The organism is Microlunatus panaciterrae, assembly GCF_016907535.1.
Taxonomy (GTDB): domain Bacteria; phylum Actinomycetota; class Actinomycetes; order Propionibacteriales; family Propionibacteriaceae; genus Microlunatus; species Microlunatus panaciterrae.
This window is the reverse complement of the sequence record NZ_JAFBCF010000001.1, coordinates 2890803-2907382: the sequence shown is the minus strand read 5'-3', so window position 1 is coordinate 2907382 and position 16580 is coordinate 2890803. Positions and strand designations below refer to the sequence as shown.

The 16580-nt window shown below is 70.1% G+C and carries 16 protein-coding genes; 10 read left to right on the top strand and 6 right to left on the bottom strand.

What is annotated here, in order from left to right; genetic code table 11:
- Positions 1–5: 5 nt before the first annotated feature.
- Positions 6–290 (top strand): antibiotic biosynthesis monooxygenase family protein, encoded by a 285-nt coding sequence (locus JOE57_RS13300; protein WP_204918675.1) that lies wholly within the window; start codon positions 6–8, stop codon positions 288–290.
- A 148-nt stretch (positions 291–438) separates the two neighbouring features.
- On the opposite strand, the gene JOE57_RS13295 is transcribed toward JOE57_RS13300, so the two are convergent.
- Positions 439–1980, bottom strand: coding sequence for an acyl-CoA carboxylase subunit beta (locus tag JOE57_RS13295; protein ID WP_204918673.1), 1542 nt, complete (start codon positions 1978–1980; stop codon positions 439–441).
- 79 nt (positions 1981–2059) lie between these two features.
- Positions 2060–3238 (bottom strand): acyl-CoA dehydrogenase family protein, encoded by a 1179-nt coding sequence (locus JOE57_RS13290; protein ID WP_204918671.1) that lies wholly within the window; start codon positions 3236–3238, stop codon positions 2060–2062.
- A 115-nt stretch (positions 3239–3353) separates the two neighbouring features.
- Here JOE57_RS13290 and JOE57_RS13285 point away from each other — a divergent pair, with 115 nt between their 5' ends.
- On the top strand, positions 3354–3758 hold the full coding sequence (locus JOE57_RS13285; protein WP_204918669.1) for a MerR family transcriptional regulator: 405 nt from the start codon (positions 3354–3356) through the stop codon (positions 3756–3758).
- Positions 3759–3801: 43 nt separating this feature from the next.
- Here the strand turns inward: JOE57_RS13285 and JOE57_RS13280 are convergent, their stop codons facing one another.
- Entirely contained in the window at positions 3802–4380 is a 579-nt protein-coding gene (locus JOE57_RS13280) for a DinB family protein (RefSeq protein ID WP_204918668.1), read from the bottom strand.
- 469 nt (positions 4381–4849) lie between these two features.
- On the opposite strand from JOE57_RS13280, the gene JOE57_RS13275 reads away from it, so the two are divergent.
- From JOE57_RS13275 to JOE57_RS13255, 5 genes are all read left to right on the top strand, one after another.
- On the top strand, positions 4850–5581 hold the full coding sequence (locus JOE57_RS13275; protein ID WP_420827677.1) for a LamB/YcsF family protein: 732 nt from the start codon (positions 4850–4852) through the stop codon (positions 5579–5581).
- 3 nt (positions 5582–5584) lie between these two features.
- On the top strand, positions 5585–6232 hold the full coding sequence (locus tag JOE57_RS13270; RefSeq protein ID WP_204918666.1) for a 5-oxoprolinase subunit B family protein: 648 nt from the start codon (positions 5585–5587) through the stop codon (positions 6230–6232).
- Positions 6229–7158: a 5-oxoprolinase subunit C family protein gene (locus JOE57_RS13265; RefSeq protein ID WP_204918664.1), complete on the top strand. Its 930-nt coding sequence runs from the start codon at positions 6229–6231 to the stop codon at positions 7156–7158. Before JOE57_RS13270 ends, JOE57_RS13265 begins: the two co-directional genes overlap by 4 nt.
- A 13-nt stretch (positions 7159–7171) precedes the next feature.
- Positions 7172–8932 carry an acetyl/propionyl/methylcrotonyl-CoA carboxylase subunit alpha gene (locus JOE57_RS13260; RefSeq protein ID WP_338041304.1) on the top strand — a complete coding sequence of 587 codons (1761 nt, stop codon included), beginning with the start codon at positions 7172–7174 and terminating at the stop codon, positions 8930–8932.
- Between the two features lie 79 nt (positions 8933–9011).
- Positions 9012–9806 carry a hypothetical protein gene (locus JOE57_RS13255; RefSeq protein WP_204918663.1) on the top strand — a complete coding sequence of 265 codons (795 nt, stop codon included), beginning with the start codon at positions 9012–9014 and terminating at the stop codon, positions 9804–9806.
- A gap of 46 nt (positions 9807–9852) precedes the next feature.
- Here the strand turns inward: JOE57_RS13255 and JOE57_RS13250 are convergent, their stop codons facing one another.
- From JOE57_RS13250 to JOE57_RS13240, 3 genes are read right to left on the bottom strand one after another with little or no spacing between them, the layout of a single operon-like run.
- A complete protein-coding gene (locus JOE57_RS13250) occupies positions 9853–11094 on the bottom strand; it encodes a multidrug effflux MFS transporter (RefSeq protein ID WP_338041303.1) in 1242 nt (413 codons plus the stop codon).
- A gap of 2 nt (positions 11095–11096) precedes the next feature.
- Positions 11097–11954, bottom strand: a complete 858-nt coding sequence (locus JOE57_RS13245; protein WP_204918661.1) for an NAD-dependent protein deacetylase — start codon at positions 11952–11954, stop codon at positions 11097–11099.
- The gene (locus JOE57_RS13240; protein ID WP_204918659.1) at positions 11951–13366 is read right to left on the bottom strand and encodes an NAD(P)H-quinone dehydrogenase; all 1416 of its coding nucleotides are present in this window, start codon (positions 13364–13366) and stop codon (positions 11951–11953) included. The genes JOE57_RS13245 and JOE57_RS13240 overlap by 4 nt, the downstream gene beginning before the upstream one ends.
- A gap of 43 nt (positions 13367–13409) precedes the next feature.
- On the opposite strand from JOE57_RS13240, the gene JOE57_RS13235 reads away from it, so the two are divergent.
- From JOE57_RS13235 to JOE57_RS13225, 3 genes are all read left to right on the top strand, one after another.
- Positions 13410–13850 (top strand): gamma-glutamylcyclotransferase, encoded by a 441-nt coding sequence (locus JOE57_RS13235; RefSeq protein ID WP_204918657.1) that lies wholly within the window; start codon positions 13410–13412, stop codon positions 13848–13850.
- A gap of 122 nt (positions 13851–13972) precedes the next feature.
- A complete protein-coding gene (locus JOE57_RS13230) occupies positions 13973–14902 on the top strand; it encodes a family 2A encapsulin nanocompartment shell protein (protein ID WP_204918655.1) in 930 nt (309 codons plus the stop codon).
- A complete protein-coding gene (locus JOE57_RS13225; protein WP_204918653.1) occupies positions 14877–16553 on the top strand; it encodes a family 2A encapsulin nanocompartment cargo protein cysteine desulfurase in 1677 nt (558 codons plus the stop codon). The genes JOE57_RS13230 and JOE57_RS13225 overlap by 26 nt, the downstream gene beginning before the upstream one ends.
- Positions 16554–16580: the final 27 nt, after the last annotated feature.

Genomic DNA, 16580 nt, shown 5'->3' with positions numbered 1-16580 from the left:
CGGTCATGGTTCTCGAAGTCGCGCTGATCGATGTCACCGACCCGGACGGGTTCACCGAGGCCTATGTCGGTGTCCGCGAGGTGATCATCTCCACCCCCGGCTGCCGGTCGGTCCGGATGACCCACGGCATCGAGTCGCCGAACCGGTTCGTGTTGCTGGTGGAGTGGGACTCGGTCGAGATCCATGAGCAGAACTTCCGGGCCACCGACCGCTTCGTCACCTGGCGCGGCGCCATCGGCCCCTACTTCGCTCACCCGCCTCTGGTGGAGCACTTCGACAACGTCGGTTGAGCTCCACGGTCCGCGTACCGTGCCCTCCCACAGAGCCAGGAAAACTGTCACTCGGCTAGGCAGATTTCCCTGGCTCCGTAACAGTTTCCCAAGTCGACTTGGGAAACCGACACGCACCGGCCGACCGACGCGCCCCGCCGCAACGCCCCTAGACCGGGGGGACGCCGTGCCGGCGGGAGGAGAAGTGCCGGTCTTTGGTGGCGGTGGCGGCGAAGCGGGCTATCAGCTCGGCCCGCACCTCCCCGGGCTCGATGATCGCGTCGATGATCAGGTCGCTGGCCAGCCGCAGGATGTCGATGTCGGTCTCGTACTCGGCCCGCAGCTGGGCGACGAAGGCGTTGCGTTCATCCTCGTCGGCGATCTCGGCGATCTTGTTCGCATAGACCGCGTTGATCGCCGCCTCGGGGCCCATCACGGCGATTTTGGCTGTCGGCAGGGCCAGACAGGCGTCCGGGCCGAAACCGGGGCCAGCCATCGCATAGAGGCCGGCGCCGTAGGCCTTGCGGACGATCAGCGAGATGGTCGGCACGGTCGCCTCGGCCACGGCAGTGATCATCTTCGCTCCGTGCCGGATGATGCCCTGCCGCTCCACCTCGCTGCCGATCATGAACCCGGGTACGTCAGCAAGATAGAGCAGCGGCAGGTTGAAGGCGTCACAGAGCCAGATGAACCGGGCCGCCTTGTCTGCGGAGTCGACGAACAGAACGCCGCCCTTGACCGCCGGCTGGTTGGCCACGATCCCGATCGGCTGACCCTCGAGCAGGCCGAACCCGATCACCACCTCGGGGGCGAACAGCGGCTTGATCTCAAAGAACGAGTCCGCATCGACGATGGCGTTGATCACTGTGGTGATGTCATAGCCGAGTGACTCCGAGGACGGCACCAGCTCCGCATCGAACGGGCACTCCGGGTCGGAGCCGTCGTAGACCGGCGGCGGGACACGCCAGCTCCCCGGCAGATAGCTGAAGAACTGCTTGGCCTGCTCGATCGCGTCGGTGTCGTCGGTGGCGAGCTGGTCGCCACAGCCGGAGACCGTTGCGTGCATCCGGGCACCGCCCATCTCCTCCAGGCTCACCTTCTCCCCGATCACCATCTCCGCCATCCGCGGTGAGCCGAGGTACATCGAGGCATTGGCCTCGACCATGATCACGACGTCACAGAAGGCCGGGATGTAGGCGCCGCCGGCGGCACTGGGTCCGAACAGGCAGCAGATCTGCGGGACCTTGCCCGACAGCGCCACCTGGTTGTGGAAGATCCGCCCCGCACCGCGACGGCCGGGGAAGAGGTCCACCTGGTCGGTGATCCGGGCCCCCGCTGAGTCGATGAACCAGAAGATCGGCAGCTCGTCGCGCAGCGCAACCTCGGTAGTCCTGATGATCTTCTCGACCGTCCGTGCCCCCCACGAGCCGGCCTTCACGCCGGGGTCGTTGGCCACCACCAGAGCGGGGCGCCCGTCGACAAGCCCCCGTCCAGTGACGACCCCGTCGGCCGGCAGACCGGCGGCCTGGGCGTTGGCCAGCTGGCCGTCCTCGACGAAGCTGCCCGGGTCGAAGAGGAGGTCGATCCGGGCACGGACGTAGAGCTTGTGCTGTCCGGCCAGCTTGACCGCCGCCCGCCCGTCCGGCCGCAAGGTGGCCTGGCGGGCGGCGTGGATACTCGCGGCGCTGCTGACGCCGTCCGGCGCGGTCATGGTTCCCTCCTCGCCTCGCCTCGGTTCACCCTGCCCCCATCCTGCCCGATTGCTGCCGCCCCGGGCCGTGCGCCTGCGCTCACTCGACCGGCAGGCCGAGGCCCCGGGCGATCACCATCCGCTGCACCTCCGAGGTGCCCTCACCGATCTCCAGCACCTTGGCGTCGCGATAGAACCGCGCCACCGGGTACTCCTCCATGAACCCGTAGCCGCCGAAGACCTGGGTGGCGGTCCGGGTGGCCGTCACCGCAGCCTCGGTGCAGTACAGCTTGGCGATGGCCGCCGCCCGCCGGAACTCCGCCGGGCTCCCACCGCGGTCCCTGAGCGCGGCAGCGGAGTAGACCAGCAGGTCAGCGGTGTGCGCCATCACGTCCAGGTCGGCGATCTGGAACGCCACTCCCTGCTTCCGCCCGATCGGGACCCCGAAGGTCGTCCGCTCCAGCGCGTAGGCCGCAGCCAGATCCCGGCAGGCGCGGATGCAGCCCAGGGCCAGCGCGGCGATCGCCACCCGCCCGTCGTCGAGGATGGCCAGGAACTGCGCAAACCCCTTGCCCCGCTCACCCAGCAGGTTCGCCTCGGGCACCCGCACGTGGGTGAACGTCAGCGGATGGGTGTCCGACGCGTGCCAGCCCAGCTTGCGGTACGGCGGCTCGACAGTGAGTCCCTCGCTGTCGGTGGGCAGCAGCAGGGACGAGATCTCCGGCTTGCCGTCCTCGCGGACGCCGGTCCGGGCCGTCACTGTGACGACCGAGGTGATGTCGGTGCCCGAGTTGGTGATGAACTGCTTGGCGCCGTTGACCACCCACTCACCGTCGACCAGGTCGGCCCTGGTCCGGGTGGCACCGGCGTCGGAGCCGGCCTCCGGCTCGGTCAGCCCGAAGCCGGCCAGCGCCCTGCCGGCGATCAGGTTCGGCAGCCACTCCTCCTTCTGCGCCGGGGTCCCGAAGCTGGCGATCGGGTTGATGCCCAGTCCGACCCCGGCCTCAAGGGTGATCCCGAGGGACTGGTCCACCCGGCCGATCTCCTCGATCGCCACGCACAGGCTGGTGAAGTCGCCGGCGCCGCCGTACTCCTCAGGTGCGTGCAGGCCGAACAGACCGATCGCACCCATCTTCTTGACCGCGTCCAGCGGGAAGGTGTGCTCGCGGTCCCACTGCTCGGCGTACGGGGCGATCTCGGCGGCGGCGAAGTCGGCGACCATGGCCCGGAAGTCGTTGTGCTCGTCGGACAACGCGTAACCCGGTGCTGAGTCGGACATGGCCGCGCCCCCTGATCGCCCTGACGGGTACAACTGACGTTGACGTAAACGTAAGGTACGATCGCGTCGAACGCAATCCCGCAGACTGCCTCGGCGCCCCACCCGGACGGAGACCATGCAGCAGAGCACGCGCACCTGGTCGATCGGTGAGCTCGCTGCCGAGTTCGACACCACCCTGCGGACCATTCGCTTCTACGAGGACAAGGGGCTCATCAGCCCCGAACGGGTCGGTACGGCCAGGGTGTTCCATCCGCGTGACCGGGTCCGACTCCAGCTCATCCTGCGCGGCAAGCGGCTGGGCTTCAGCCTGGACGAGATCGCCACCATCGTGGACATGTACGACAGCTCGCCCGGGGAGCGCGGGCAGCTGGAGTTCCTGATCAGCGACATCCGTCAGCGCAAGGCGGCCCTGGAGCAGAAGCGCCAGGACCTCGAGGAGGCGCTGGCCGAGCTGGACGAGCTGGAGCTGCGCTGCCGGCAGGACCTGGAAAGCCTTCCCGACCCGAGACGTCAACGCTGAGCGGCCTCACCCGGTCGGGCGACCGGGGCGCCCGGACCACAGGTCAGGGCACAGAGAGGGCCTCAGCCTGCTGCCCGGTGACATCCCAAAGGTGGTGGAGGACATCGTGCAGCAGGTACTGGATGAAGGTGGTCACGGTGAACTCGGCGCCGTCGGAGCGTCGCCCCGGCCGGTCGAGCTGGGACGGCTCCAGAGCCCGGACCCGGGCGACGAAGCTGGCGGCAGCCGACGACAGCTCCTCGGCCACCTGGTCCGGGTCGGCCTCGGCGTAGCCCTCGGCGATGGCCGTCTCGTCCTGGTCCCAGTTGTCGAAGACCGGATCGTCCTCGACCAGCATCAGAGCCAGCCGGGCATCGAACAGCCGGAACGCGTCGCGTACGTGCGCCCCGTACTCCAGTGCCGACCAGACGATCGGGCTGGGACGGAACGTCACCGCCGGGCTCGAGGTCAGGATCTGCACCCACTCGACGGCGGCGGCCTCGGCCCGGTCGGCGAGCTCGTCCACCGGGACCTCGCCTGCGGACAGGCCGCACTCGGGACACCGCTCGCTCAGAGTCCAGGTCCAGTCCTTCCTGTCCGGAACCGGATGGTCGGGGACAGGGCTATCCGCTGTGGGTTGCACGTTCCCAGGCTAGTCAGCCTGGGGACACCGAGCCACCCTTGCAGAGGCTCCGCGGCATCGATCCGCTCCGAGCTGGCTTGTTCCTGCGTCCACAGGACGAGCGTCGTAACGGTGGAAAAGTGTGCCCGAACGGTGGGTGAACGAGACCCAGCTGTGGAGGAGGGTGTGGACGTCCAAGCTGGGCGGATCTTCTTTGCTGCAAGGCCTTGCGGCCTGGTCGTCACGGCGGTAGAACTGTCTCACGCCCCTCCGCAAGGAGAGGCGGGATCGGACGGAAATCAGGTTTCAGCCGGCGAGGAGACTCGCCGAGCCAGCCGGTGACGAGGCTGGTTGATCCTCTGGCCCGCCCGTGAGATCGGAGACGTCACGCCACTCCGATCGACCGCGGGGCCGCTGAGACTCATACTTTCAGCGGCCCCGCACCTTTTCCCCACCACCCGCGTCAAGGCTGACCAGCCGCGCCTAGGCTGTGGCCGTGGCCATCGACCTGAACGCCGACCTGGGCGAGTCGTTCGGCCGCTGGACGCTGGGCGACGACGAGGCGATGCTCGACCTGATCACCAGCGCCAACGTGGCCTGCGGCTTCCACGCCGGCGACCCGGCGACGATCCGGGTCACCTGCCGAGAGGCGGTCCGCCGGGGGGTGCGGATCGGCGCCCAGGTCGGCTACCACGACCTGGTCGGGTTCGGTCGTCGGTTCATCGACATCTCGCTCTCCGACCTCAGCGCCGACATCCTGTACCAGATCGGCGCGCTGGACGCGCTGGCCCGCAGCGTCGGCGGCCAGGTCAGCTATCTCAAGCCGCACGGCGCCCTCTACAACACCGTCGTCGACCATGAGGAGCAGGCGTACGCCGTGGTCACGGCCGTCGAGGCGTTCGGCCGTGACCTTCCCATAGTGGGACTGCCCGGGTCGGCTCTGCTGCGGATCGCCGAGGATCACCAGATCTCCACCATCACCGAGTACTTCGTCGACCGCAACTACACCGCGGACGGCCGGCTGGTAGACCGCCGGCAGCCGGACGCGCTGATCAGCGACCCGGACGAGGCGTCCCAGCGGGCCCTGCAGGCGGCCAAGGAGCAACGGGCGGACTCGTTCTGCATCCACGGCGACACCGTCGGGTCGGTGGCGATGGCTGCCGCCGTACGTGAGTGTCTGGTCGCGGCCGGGATCGAGATCCGACCGTTCACCTCGGACTGACCGATGGCACAACCTGATCGAGCACCGGGCCACCGGCGACGGCTCCTCCCCTACGGCGACAGCGCCGCCCTGGTGGAGTGCGCCGACCTGGCCGACGCCCTGGGTCTGCACGCCACCCTCCGCAGTCGGCGCTGCCCGGAGATCGTCGAGATCGTGCCGGGTGCCCGCTCGCTGCTGCTGCGGCTGAGCGGCCCGCTGACGCCGGCGTCGCAGTCGCTGCTGCTGGAGGCGCCGGCGGCGGCCCCGGCTGCGGACCCGACCGAGGTGGTGGTGATCGAGACCAGCTATGACGGGGAGGACCTGGCGGAGGTGGCTCGGCTGTCGAGGATGACGCCAGCGGCGGTGGTCGCTGCCCACACCGGCCAGCTCTGGACCGTCGCTTTCTGCGGGTTCGCGCCCGGTTTCGCCTATCTGGTCGGTGAGCACGACCGACTGCGGGTGCCTCGCCGAACCACCCCGCGCACCAGGGTGCCGCCCGGCGCCGTCGGGTTGGCCGACCACTGGTCCGGGGTCTACCCGCGGGAGGGGCCCGGCGGCTGGCAGCTGATCGGCCGGACCGATCTGGCGCTGTGGGATCTGGACCGGAGCCCGGCGGCGCTGCTGCAGCCGGGCACCCGGGTCCGGTTCAGCGACCGGGCAGGGGCACCATGATCGTCGTCGAGCGGGCCGGCCCACTCACCCTGGTCGAGGACCTCGGCAGACCGGGGCTGGCCCATCTGGGGGTGTCACCCTCCGGTGCGGCGGACCGGTTCGGCCTGCGGCTGGCCAACCGGCTGGTCGGCAACTCCGAGGACGCTGCCGTGCTGGAGACCACCCTGGGCGGCCTGACCATTCGTGCCACCGACCTGCACTGGGTCGCCGTGACGGGGGCCCGGACGGAGGTGGTGGTGAACGGCACCCCGACGTCATCGCACACCGGCATCCGGCTGGTCAGCGGCGACCGGTTGACCGTCAGCCCACCTGCGGTCGGGCTGCGCAACTACCTGGCCGTGCGGGGCGGCATCGAGGCGCCGACGACGCTCGGCAGCCGGAGCGCCGACGTGCTGTCCGGGCTGGGGCCACCGCCGATGGTCGACGGGCAGCAGCTACGGATCCTGGCTCCGACCGGCCAGCTACCGCCGACGGACTTCGCCCCGTCGAGGGCTGCGACCGATCGGCTGCACTGGACACCAGGGCCGCGGATGGACTGGTTCGAGCCGTCGTCGGTGGAGACCTGGAGTGCGGTGGCGTGGACGGTGACCGGCGACAGCAACCGGGTCGCGGTCCGGCTGCAGGGCCCACCACTGAAGCGGGTCAGGCGACAGGAGCTGCCGTCCGAGGGACTCCTCCGAGGTGCCGTCCAGGTGCCGCCGTCAGGTCAGCCACTCATCTTCATGGCCGACCACCCGGTCACCGGCGGCTACCCGGTGATCGCCGTTCTGGACGAGCGTTCCTGTGACCGGGCGGCTCAGCTCCGCCCGGGTGACACGGTTCGACTGCACCCGGGACGCGGCGCTCGTCCCTCCCCGGCCGGCCCGGGGTGGGCGCTGCCCAATCGGGGCCGGCTACCCCTAGACTCCGAGACGCACACACCCTGACCTAGGAGGACCGGTGGGAATCAGCAAGGTGCTTGTCGCCAACCGCGGCGAGATCGCGGTGCGGATCATCCGTGCGGCCGCCGACGCGGGGCTGGGCAGCGTGGCCGTCTACGCCGATCCGGATGCTGACTCCCTCTTCGCCCAGCTCGCTGACGAGGCGTACGCCCTCGGCGGCCAGACCCCAGCCGAGACCTACCTCGACGTGGCCAAGCTGCTGGAGATCGCCGCTCGCAGCGGCGCCGACGCGGTGCACCCCGGCTATGGCTTCCTGGCCGAGAACGCCGACTTCGCCCAGGCCGTGCTCGACGCCGGTCTGACCTGGATCGGTCCGCCGCCGTCGGCGATCCGTTCCCTCGGCGACAAGGTGCAGGCCCGGCACATCGCGCAGAAGGTGGGGGCGCCGCTGGTCCCCGGCACCGCTGACCCGGTCGCCGACGCTGACGAGGTGGTCGCCTTCGCCGAGCAGTACGGGCTGCCGATCGCCATCAAGGCGGCCTTCGGCGGCGGCGGACGCGGCCTCAAGGTCGCCCGCGAGCTGAGCGAGATCCCTGAGCTGTTCGAGTCCGCGACCCGTGAGGCCGTCACCGCCTTCGGCCGGGGCGAGTGCTTCGTCGAGCGCTACCTGGACAGGCCGCGGCATGTCGAGACCCAGTGCCTGGCCGACAGCCACGGCAGGGTCGTCGTGGTCTCCACTCGCGACTGCTCGCTGCAGCGCCGGCACCAGAAGCTGGTCGAGGAGGCGCCGGCCCCGTTCCTGTCCGCCGATCAGCAGCGGGCCCTGTACGACGCGTCCAAGGCGATCCTCGCCGAGGCCGGCTACGTCGGCGCCGGCACCTGCGAGTTCCTGGTCGGGCTGGACGGCACGATCTCCTTCCTGGAGGTGAACACCCGGCTCCAGGTCGAGCATCCGGTGTCGGAAGAGGTGACCAGGCTCGACCTGGTCCGCGAGATGTTCCGGATCGCCGACGGCGAGGCGCTCGGCTATGGCGACCCCGCCGTCACCGGTCACTCGATCGAGTTCCGGATCAACGCCGAGGACGCCGGCAGCGGCTTCATGCCCGCTCCGGGTACCCTGACCGCCTGGCGGCCGCCTTCGGGCCCCGGCGTCCGGGTCGACGAGGGCTACCTCACCGGGATGACGGTGCCCGGAAGCTTCGACTCACTGGTGGCCAAGGTGGTCATCACCGGCGCCGACCGGAACCAGGCCCTGGCCCGGGCCCGGCGCGCCCTGGCCGAGATGGTCGTGGAGGGCATGCCGACCGTGCTGCCGTTCCACCGCGCAGTCCTCGACGACCCCGCGTTCACCGCCCCCGACGGACACTTCGGCGTGCACACCCGCTGGATCGAGACCGAGTTCAGCACCGTGATCGCCCCGTACGACCAGCAGCCGGCGGCGGCGGCGGAGCCGGCCGAGCGGTCGCGGATGGTCGTCGAGGTCAACGGCAAGCGGCTGGAGGTCACCATGCCCGCCGAGCTTGCGGCCATCGGCGCCGGCGGTCCGGGGGCTCGCAAGCCGGCCCGCAAGACCTCCCGCGCCAGCGCCAAGCCCGCCTCGGGTGACGCCCTCACCTCACCCATGCAGGGCACCATCGTCAAGGTCGCGGTCGCCGACGGTGACGTGGTGTCAGCCGGCGATCTGATCGTGGTGCTGGAGGCGATGAAGATGGAGCAACCGCTGGCGGCGCACCGCCCCGGCACCGTCCGCGGGCTGATCGCCGAGGTCGGCGCCACTGTCACCAGCGGTTTCGTGCTCTGCGAGATCCTCGACGACTAGCACGAGCGGGCGCCCTAAAAAGGGTTAAGAACTCCGGCAGAGGTTCGATTCGCCGGCCCCGCCGAGGCAGACTGAAGCCATGGATCTGCTGGTTCTCCTCCTCGTTCTCGGTGTGCTCGGCGGCGGCGTGCTGCTCGTCAGCCGCCACACGGCCCGGCAACGGGCCCGCGCGGAACAGGCCGAGCTGGAGAATCAGCTGACGGTGTCGAAACGGGCCGCCGATGAGGACGTGACCAAGTTCGGTGAGGAGCTGCAGCGGCTGGACACCGATGTCGCCGGGCACAGGCTGAACGAGCCGATGCAGCAGGACTACCAGCGCGCGCTGGACGCCTATGACGACGCGAAGCTGTCGCTGGATGCGGTCCAACGGCCCGACGAGATCAAGCATGTCACCGAGATCCTTGAGGACGGCCGCTACGCCATCGCGTGTGTCAAGGCGCGGGTGGCCGGCGGCCCGCTGCCGGCGAAACGACCGCCGTGCTTCTTCAACCCGGCCCACGGGCCGTCGTCGCAGGACGTCGAGTGGGCGCCGGCCGGTGGCGTACCGCGCGGCGTCCCGGCCTGTCCGGCCGACGCCGAACGGGTGCTCGCCGGTGCCGATCCCTACATCCGTACGGTCCAGGTCGGCGCGCAGCGGGTGCCCTACTGGGAGGGCGGGCAGGCCTACGCCCCGTGGGCGCAGGGCTACTACAGCCACTGGCGCGGCAGTGACCTGCTCTCCGGCGTGCTGATCGGCAGCTTCCTGTTCGGCGGCATGGGCAACGTGTTCGGCGGCGTCGGCGAGGGCCTCGGGGACATCGGCAGCGGGATCGGCGACGGAATCGGCGACATCGGCAGCGGCTTCGGGGACATGCTCGGCGACGTGTTCGACTGACGCCGGTGCGCAGCGTCCAGGTCCGACGGTGCGGGTGCGCGGCCGATCAGCCGGTCCGGGCCCGCCGGCGGCTGCGGACGACCGGCAGCACCAGCGTCACGAACACCGCGCTCGCCGTCAGGCTGGCGGCCAGCGCGACCAGCCCCAGCGGTACGGCGGTCTGCTGACCGGCCACACCGACCAGCGGCGCTGCCAGCGCGCCCACCACGTACTGCCCCAGCCCGAGCAGCGACGACGCGCTACCGGCCGCCTGCGGGTAGTCGGACAGGGCCAGGGCGGTCGCCGTCGGGAAGATCAGCCCGACAGCGCTGACCATCACCAGCAGTGAACAGATCAGGAACGGCAGCGGCAGCCCGGTCAGCACGGTCACGGCCAGCGACAGCGCGCCGGCCAGGTTGGCGACCAGGCCGAGGGCCAGCACCGCGGCCGGAGACCGCCGGGCCGCCAGCCGGCCGCCGAGCTGGCTCATCGCCATGATGCCGATCGAGTTCATTCCGAAGACGAAGGAGAACTCCTGCGCCGACAAGCCGTAGATGCGTTGCAGCACGAACGTGGCCCCGGCGATGTAGGCAAACATCGAGGCGCTGGCGAAGCCCGACGACAGGGCCGCTCCGACGAAGAACCTGTCCCTGAGCATCGGCCGGAAGCCGCGCAGGGTGGCCGACAGCCCGGCTGCGGTGGTGCGCCGCTCCGGTGGCAGCGTCTCGGTCAGACCGAAGCTTCCGGCCAGCAGCAGCACCACCCCGAATCCGGCCAGCACCAGGAAGATGCCGCGCCAGTCCATGACGCGGGTGAGCTGACCGCCGAGGACCGGTGCCAGCACCGGCGCCAGGCCGGAGACCAGCATCAGCCGGGAGAAGAAGACCACCAGCTCGCTGCCCGAGTAGAGGTCGCGGGCGACGGCGCGGGAGATCACCAGGCCGGCGGCGCCGGAGAGTCCCTGCAGCAGCCGCAGGACCAGCAGTACGCCGATCGTCGGCGCGAAGGCGCAGGCGGCCGACGTGAGCAGGTAGAGCAGCAGCCCAACGATCAGCGGTCGGCGACGCCCGAGCCGGTCCGACAGCGGACCGGCCACCAGCTGGCCAGCAGCGAGCCCGAGCAGGCAGGCGGTGATCGAGAGCTGGCTGCTGGAGGCGCTCGCCTGCAGGTCGTCGGCGAGCTGCGGCAGGGCCGGCAGGTAGAGGTCGAGCGAGATCGGCCCGAAGGTCGAGAGCAGGCCGAGGACGATGATCCCCCGGGTCCGGGATCTCCGTGTTCCGGTGGGGCGGGCGGAGCGAGCGGACTGCACCCTCAGACTCTGGCAGAAGGGGCCAGCTGGTCGACCATCCGGGTCAGCGTCTCCGAGCAGCCTGCATCGATCTTCACCTCGACCAGCTCGTCGGCACGGGTCCGGCCGCGGTTGATGATCACCACCGGCTTGGCGTTCCGGGCCGAGTGGCGGACGAAGCGCAGCCCGGACATCACCGTCAGGGACGAACCGACCACCACCAGCACCTCGGCCGCGTCGACCAGCCGGTAGGCCCGGTCGACTCTGGGCCGGGGCACCGACTCGCCGAAGAAGACCACGTCCGGCTTGAGCCGACCGCCGCAGACGGTGCAGTCGACCAACACGAAGTCCTGCCAGTCGTCGACCACCGCATCCCCGTCGGGGCGTAGCTCGGCATGCCCGAGGTCGGCGGCCGGAGCGAGCCCCCGGTTCAGCTCGGCCAACCGGCGTTGCACCTCGCCGCGGTCGACCCGGGCACCACAGTCCAGACAGACCACCCAGGCGATCTGCCCGTGCAGATCGACGACGGTGCTGCTGCCGGCGGCAGTGTGCAGGTTGTCGACGTTCTGGGTGATGATCCCGATCAGCCCCGCCTGCTCCAGCGCCGCCAGGGCCCGGTGGCCGGCGTTCGGCTCGGCTCGGCCGATCCGCTGCCAGCCCAGGTAGGACCTGGCCCAGTACCGCTGCTGCGCCGCCCGGGACCCGACGAACTCGTCGTACAGCATCGGCGTCGCCTTCGGCGCGGTCGGACCGCGGTAGTCGGGGATGCCGGAGTCGGTGCTGACGCCGGCGCCGGTCAGCGCGACCCAGCGCCGGCCGCGCAGCAACCGGAGAGCCTGGTCCAGCCGGGGGTCGGGACCCTCAGCCCCGGAGCTGGTCACCCCTGGTTGAGCTTCTCGACGCTGTGGCCGTGCAGCCTGCGGGCGGCCTCGGCCAGCGATCCGGACAGCGACGGGTAGACGGTGAAGTCGTGGGCGAACTGGTCCACCGTGATCCGCTCGGTGACGGCCACCGACACCGGATGGATCAGCTCGCTGGCCTGCGGCGCCACCACCACCCCACCGACGATGATCCCCGTCGAGGGCAGACAGAACAGTTTCACGAACCCGTCGTGGATGCCCTGCATCTTGGCGCGTGCGTTCCCCTTCAGTGGCAGCGTCACCGCGATCGCGCGCACCTCGCCACTGTCGACCTGGGCCTGGCTCGAGCCGACCGTGGCGATCTCGGGCGCGGTGAACACATTGGAGGAGACCTCCCGCAGGTCCAGCGGGGAGACGGCGTCGCCGAGGGCATGCCACATCGCGATCCGGCCCTGCATGGCGGCAACGGACGCGAGCATCAGTACGCCGGTGCAGTCCCCGGCGGCGTAGACGCCGCGCGCTGTGGTGCGCGACACCTTGTCGACCTCGATGAAGCCGCCGGCGTCCAACCTCACCCCGGCCTCCGGCAGACCCAGCTCGGCCGTGTTCGGGATCGAGCCCACGGCCAACAGGCAGTGCGATCCGGTGACACTGCGGCCGTCGGTCAGGCTGACCGTGACCTGGTCAGCGTCGCGGGTCACCGCGGCCGCCCGCGACCTCGACATCACCGTCATGCCGCGCCGGGTGAAGACGTCCTCCAGCACCTGCGCCGCATCGGCGTCCTCCCCCGGCAGCACCCGGTCCCGGGACGACACCAGCACCACGTCGACACCGAGGGCGTCGTAGGCGCTGGCGAACTCGGCGCCGGTGACCCCGGAGCCGACGACGATCAGCCGCTCCGGCAGCTCCGTCAGCTGGTAGACCTGGGTCCAGGTCATGATCCGCTGGCCGTCCGGTACCGCGTCCGGCAGCACCCGCGGATGTGCGCCGGTGGCGACCAGCACCACGTCGGCGTCGAAGGTCAGCTCGCCGTCGGCCGTCCGGGCCACCACCCGCTCGGGACCGTCGAGTCGGCCCTGGCCGACGACGATCCGGACACCCTCGCGGGTCAACCGCTCGGTGATGTCGCGTGACTGGGCCATCGCCAGGTCGAGCACCCGGCGGTTCACGGCGGACAGGTCGACCTGAACGTTGGCCTCGACCGTCTCCTCGCCCGATCGGCCGAACCGCAGGCCCAGCTCCGGCGACTTCTTCACCTTGCTCATCGCCTCCGCCGTCGCGATCAGCGTCTTGGAGGGCACGCAGTCGGTGAGCACCGCCGAACCGCCCACCCCATCGGAGTCGACCAGGGTCACCTCGCCGCCGAGCTGGCTGCCGACCAGCGCCGCCTCGTATCCGCCTGGTCCGCCACCGACGATCACAACTCGGGTCACGCCTCGCATTGTTCCACGTCTGCCGGACGGTAGCCTCGCTGTCGTGTTGTATGCGGCGTACGGAAGCAACCTCGACCCCCGGCAGATGGGCGAACGGTGCCCGCACTCCCCGTTGCGGGGCACCGGCTGGCTGCCGGGATGGCGCATCACCTTCGGCGGCGACGGCTGGGACGGCGCGCTGCCGACCCTGGTCGAGGACGGCGGCTCGCAGGTGTTCGTCGCCCTCTACGACGTCACGGCCTCCGACGAGACCTCCCTCGATGAGTGGGAGAGCGCAGGCTCGGGGCTCTATCGCAAGGTGCGGTTGCGGATCGCCACCCTGGAGGGCGAGGAGTCAGCCTGGGTCTATGTCCTCAACGACTTCGAGGGCGGCCTGCCGAGCGCCCGTTGCATCGGTCTGCTGGCCGCTGCGGCGGAGGCCGCCGGCGCCCCCGACGACTACGTCGGCGACCTTCGCGCCCGGCCCTGCACCAGCGGCTGGTAGCCGAGGGCGGCAACCCTGGAGTGCCGCCAGGTGAGCGCGCAAATCCGGGCTCAGGGGCTGTGGTGCCTCGAGAACCTGGGTAGTCTGCGGACTATCCAATGGTGGATTGTCAGGAGTGAGCCATGGCACCAGATGCACCTCGCCCGCAGGCCCTGAGCGACGACGCCGCCCGGACACTGGCGAACGCGACCAAGTCCGCCCCCCAGATGTCCACCATCACCCCTCGATGGCTGGTCCACCTGCTCTCCTGGGTTCCGGTCGAGGCCGGCATCTACCGGGTCACCCGGGTGAACCATCCGGAGACGGTCGAGGTCGAGTGCGACAACTACGACGAGTCCCCGCTGCCGGTGACCTTCGTCGACTATGCCAGGGATCCCCGGGAATACCGGCTCAAGGCCGTCTCGACCATCCTGGACGTACACACCCGGGTCGCAGACCTGTACTCCAGTCCGCACAACCAGACCGCCCATCAGCTGCGGTTGACGATCGAGGCGATCAAGGAGCACCAGGAAGGTGAGCTGATCAACAGCCCCGACTACGGGCTGATCGCCAACACCGCCACCTCACAGCGGATCAAGACCCTCGCCGGGCCACCGACACCGGATGATCTTGACAACCTGATCGCCAAGGTCTGGAAGGAACCAGGCTTCTTCCTCACCCATCCGGAGGGGATCGCCGCCTTCGGTCGGGAATGCACCCGCCGCGGGGTCCCGCCGCCCACCGTCAGCCTGTTCGGCTCCCAGTTCCTCACCTGGCGGGGTCTTCCGATCATCCCGTCGGACAAGGTGCCGCTGGTCGGCGGCAGGACGAAGTTCCTGCTGATCCGCACCGGCGAGTCCCGACAGGGCGTGATCGGCCTGTTCCAACCGGGGCTGGCCGGTGAACAGGGACCCGGGCTGGCCGTCAAGTTCATGGGCATCGACCGCAGCGCGATCGCCTCCTACCTGATCTCGCTGTACTGCTCGCTGGTGATCCTGACCGAGGACGCGGTGGCGGTGCTCGACGACGCGGAGGTGGGCAGGATCCATGATTACGCACCCAACTACCAGTGAGCCGTCAGGTTCCGACCTGCCCGGCTGGCTGCCGGACGAGGCGACGCTGAGCCGGCTCGCCAACGCGCTGTTCGCCGCTCTGCCCGGGACGACCGTCGAGGACAACCCGGCAGGCTCTGCTGGACACCAGACCCCCGGTGGCACGCTGGACTCCGTCACCGTGCCCCAGTTCCTCGACCCGCTGCCACCGCTGATCGGCCCGCCCCCGACCGGCTCGCGCTCGGCGGGGCCGGTGCCGATCACCGAGCCGGCACGCCGGCCCGGCATCGGCTCGATCACCCCGCACTACTACTTCCTGGACCAGCCGAGTCCCGGTCACGGACCACGTGGCCTCGAGATCATCGAGCGGAATCCCGTCCCCGGCTGGGCCGGTGAGGGCCGGGTGCCGCAGCTGCCGGGCGACCCGCATCCGCCGTTCGACGTCCAGACGCTCCGCCGGGACTTCCCGATCCTGGCCGAACGGGTCAACGGCCGGCCGCTGATCTGGTTCGACAACGCCGCCACCACCCAGAAGCCGCTGGCCGTGATCGAACGGCTGGTCCACTTCTATGCGCACGAGAACTCCAACATCCACCGTGGAGCGCACACCCTGGCCGCGCGGGCCACCGATGCGTACGAAGGTGCCCGGGCAGGCGTCGCCCGGTTCCTCAACGCCGGCTCGGCCGAGGAGATCATCTTCGTTCGCGGCGCGACCGAGGCGATCAACCTGGTGGCCCAGACCTGGGGACGTAAGCACATCAAGAGCGGCGACGAGATCATCATCTCCCACCTCGAGCACCATGCGAACATCGTTCCCTGGCAGATGCTGGCGCTGGAGACCGGTGCGGTGATCAAGGTCATCGCCGTCAACGATGCCGGAGAGCTGCTGATGAACGACTATGCGCGGCTGCTGTCGGATCGGACCAGGCTCGTCGCGGTCACGCATGTGTCCAACGCACTGGGGACGATCACCCCGGCGGCAGACATTGTTGATCTTGCTCACCGGGCCGGCGCGCGGGTGCTGATCGACGGGGCGCAGTCGGTCCCCCATCTGCGGGTGGACGTGCAGCAACTGGGCGCGGACTTCTACGTCTTCTCCGGCCACAAGATCTTCGGGCCGACAGGGATCGGGGTGGTGCACGGCCGGCCGGAGGTGCTGGAGGATCTGCCGCCCTGGCAGGGCGGCGGAAACATGATCATCGATGTCACCCTGGAGCGATCGACGTACCAGCGGCCACCGCACCGGTTCGAGGCCGGCACCGGCAACATCGCCGACGCTGCCGGCCTGGCCACGGCGCTGGAGTATGTGGAGCGGATCGGCATTGAGGCCATCGCCGAGTACGAGCACTTCCTCGTGCGGTACGCCACCGCCCAGATGCGCGAGGTGCCGGGCCTGCGGTTGGTGGGAACCGCAGCAGAGAAGGCCAGCGTGCTCTCCTTCGTGCTGGACGGCTACACAGCGGAGCAGGTCGGGTCGGCGCTGAACCAGGAGGGCATCGCCGTGCGAGCCGGCCATCACTGCGCCCAGCCGATCCTGCGCCGGCTGGGACTGGAGGCGACCGTGCGCCCGTCGCTGGCCTTCTACAACACGTGTGCCGAGGTGGACACGATGGTGGCTGCGCTGCACCGACTGGCCACCGACGCCGGCGGCTACCTCCGGGGCGTTCGCTGACCGACACCGGTGCGTCCACCCTTCCGG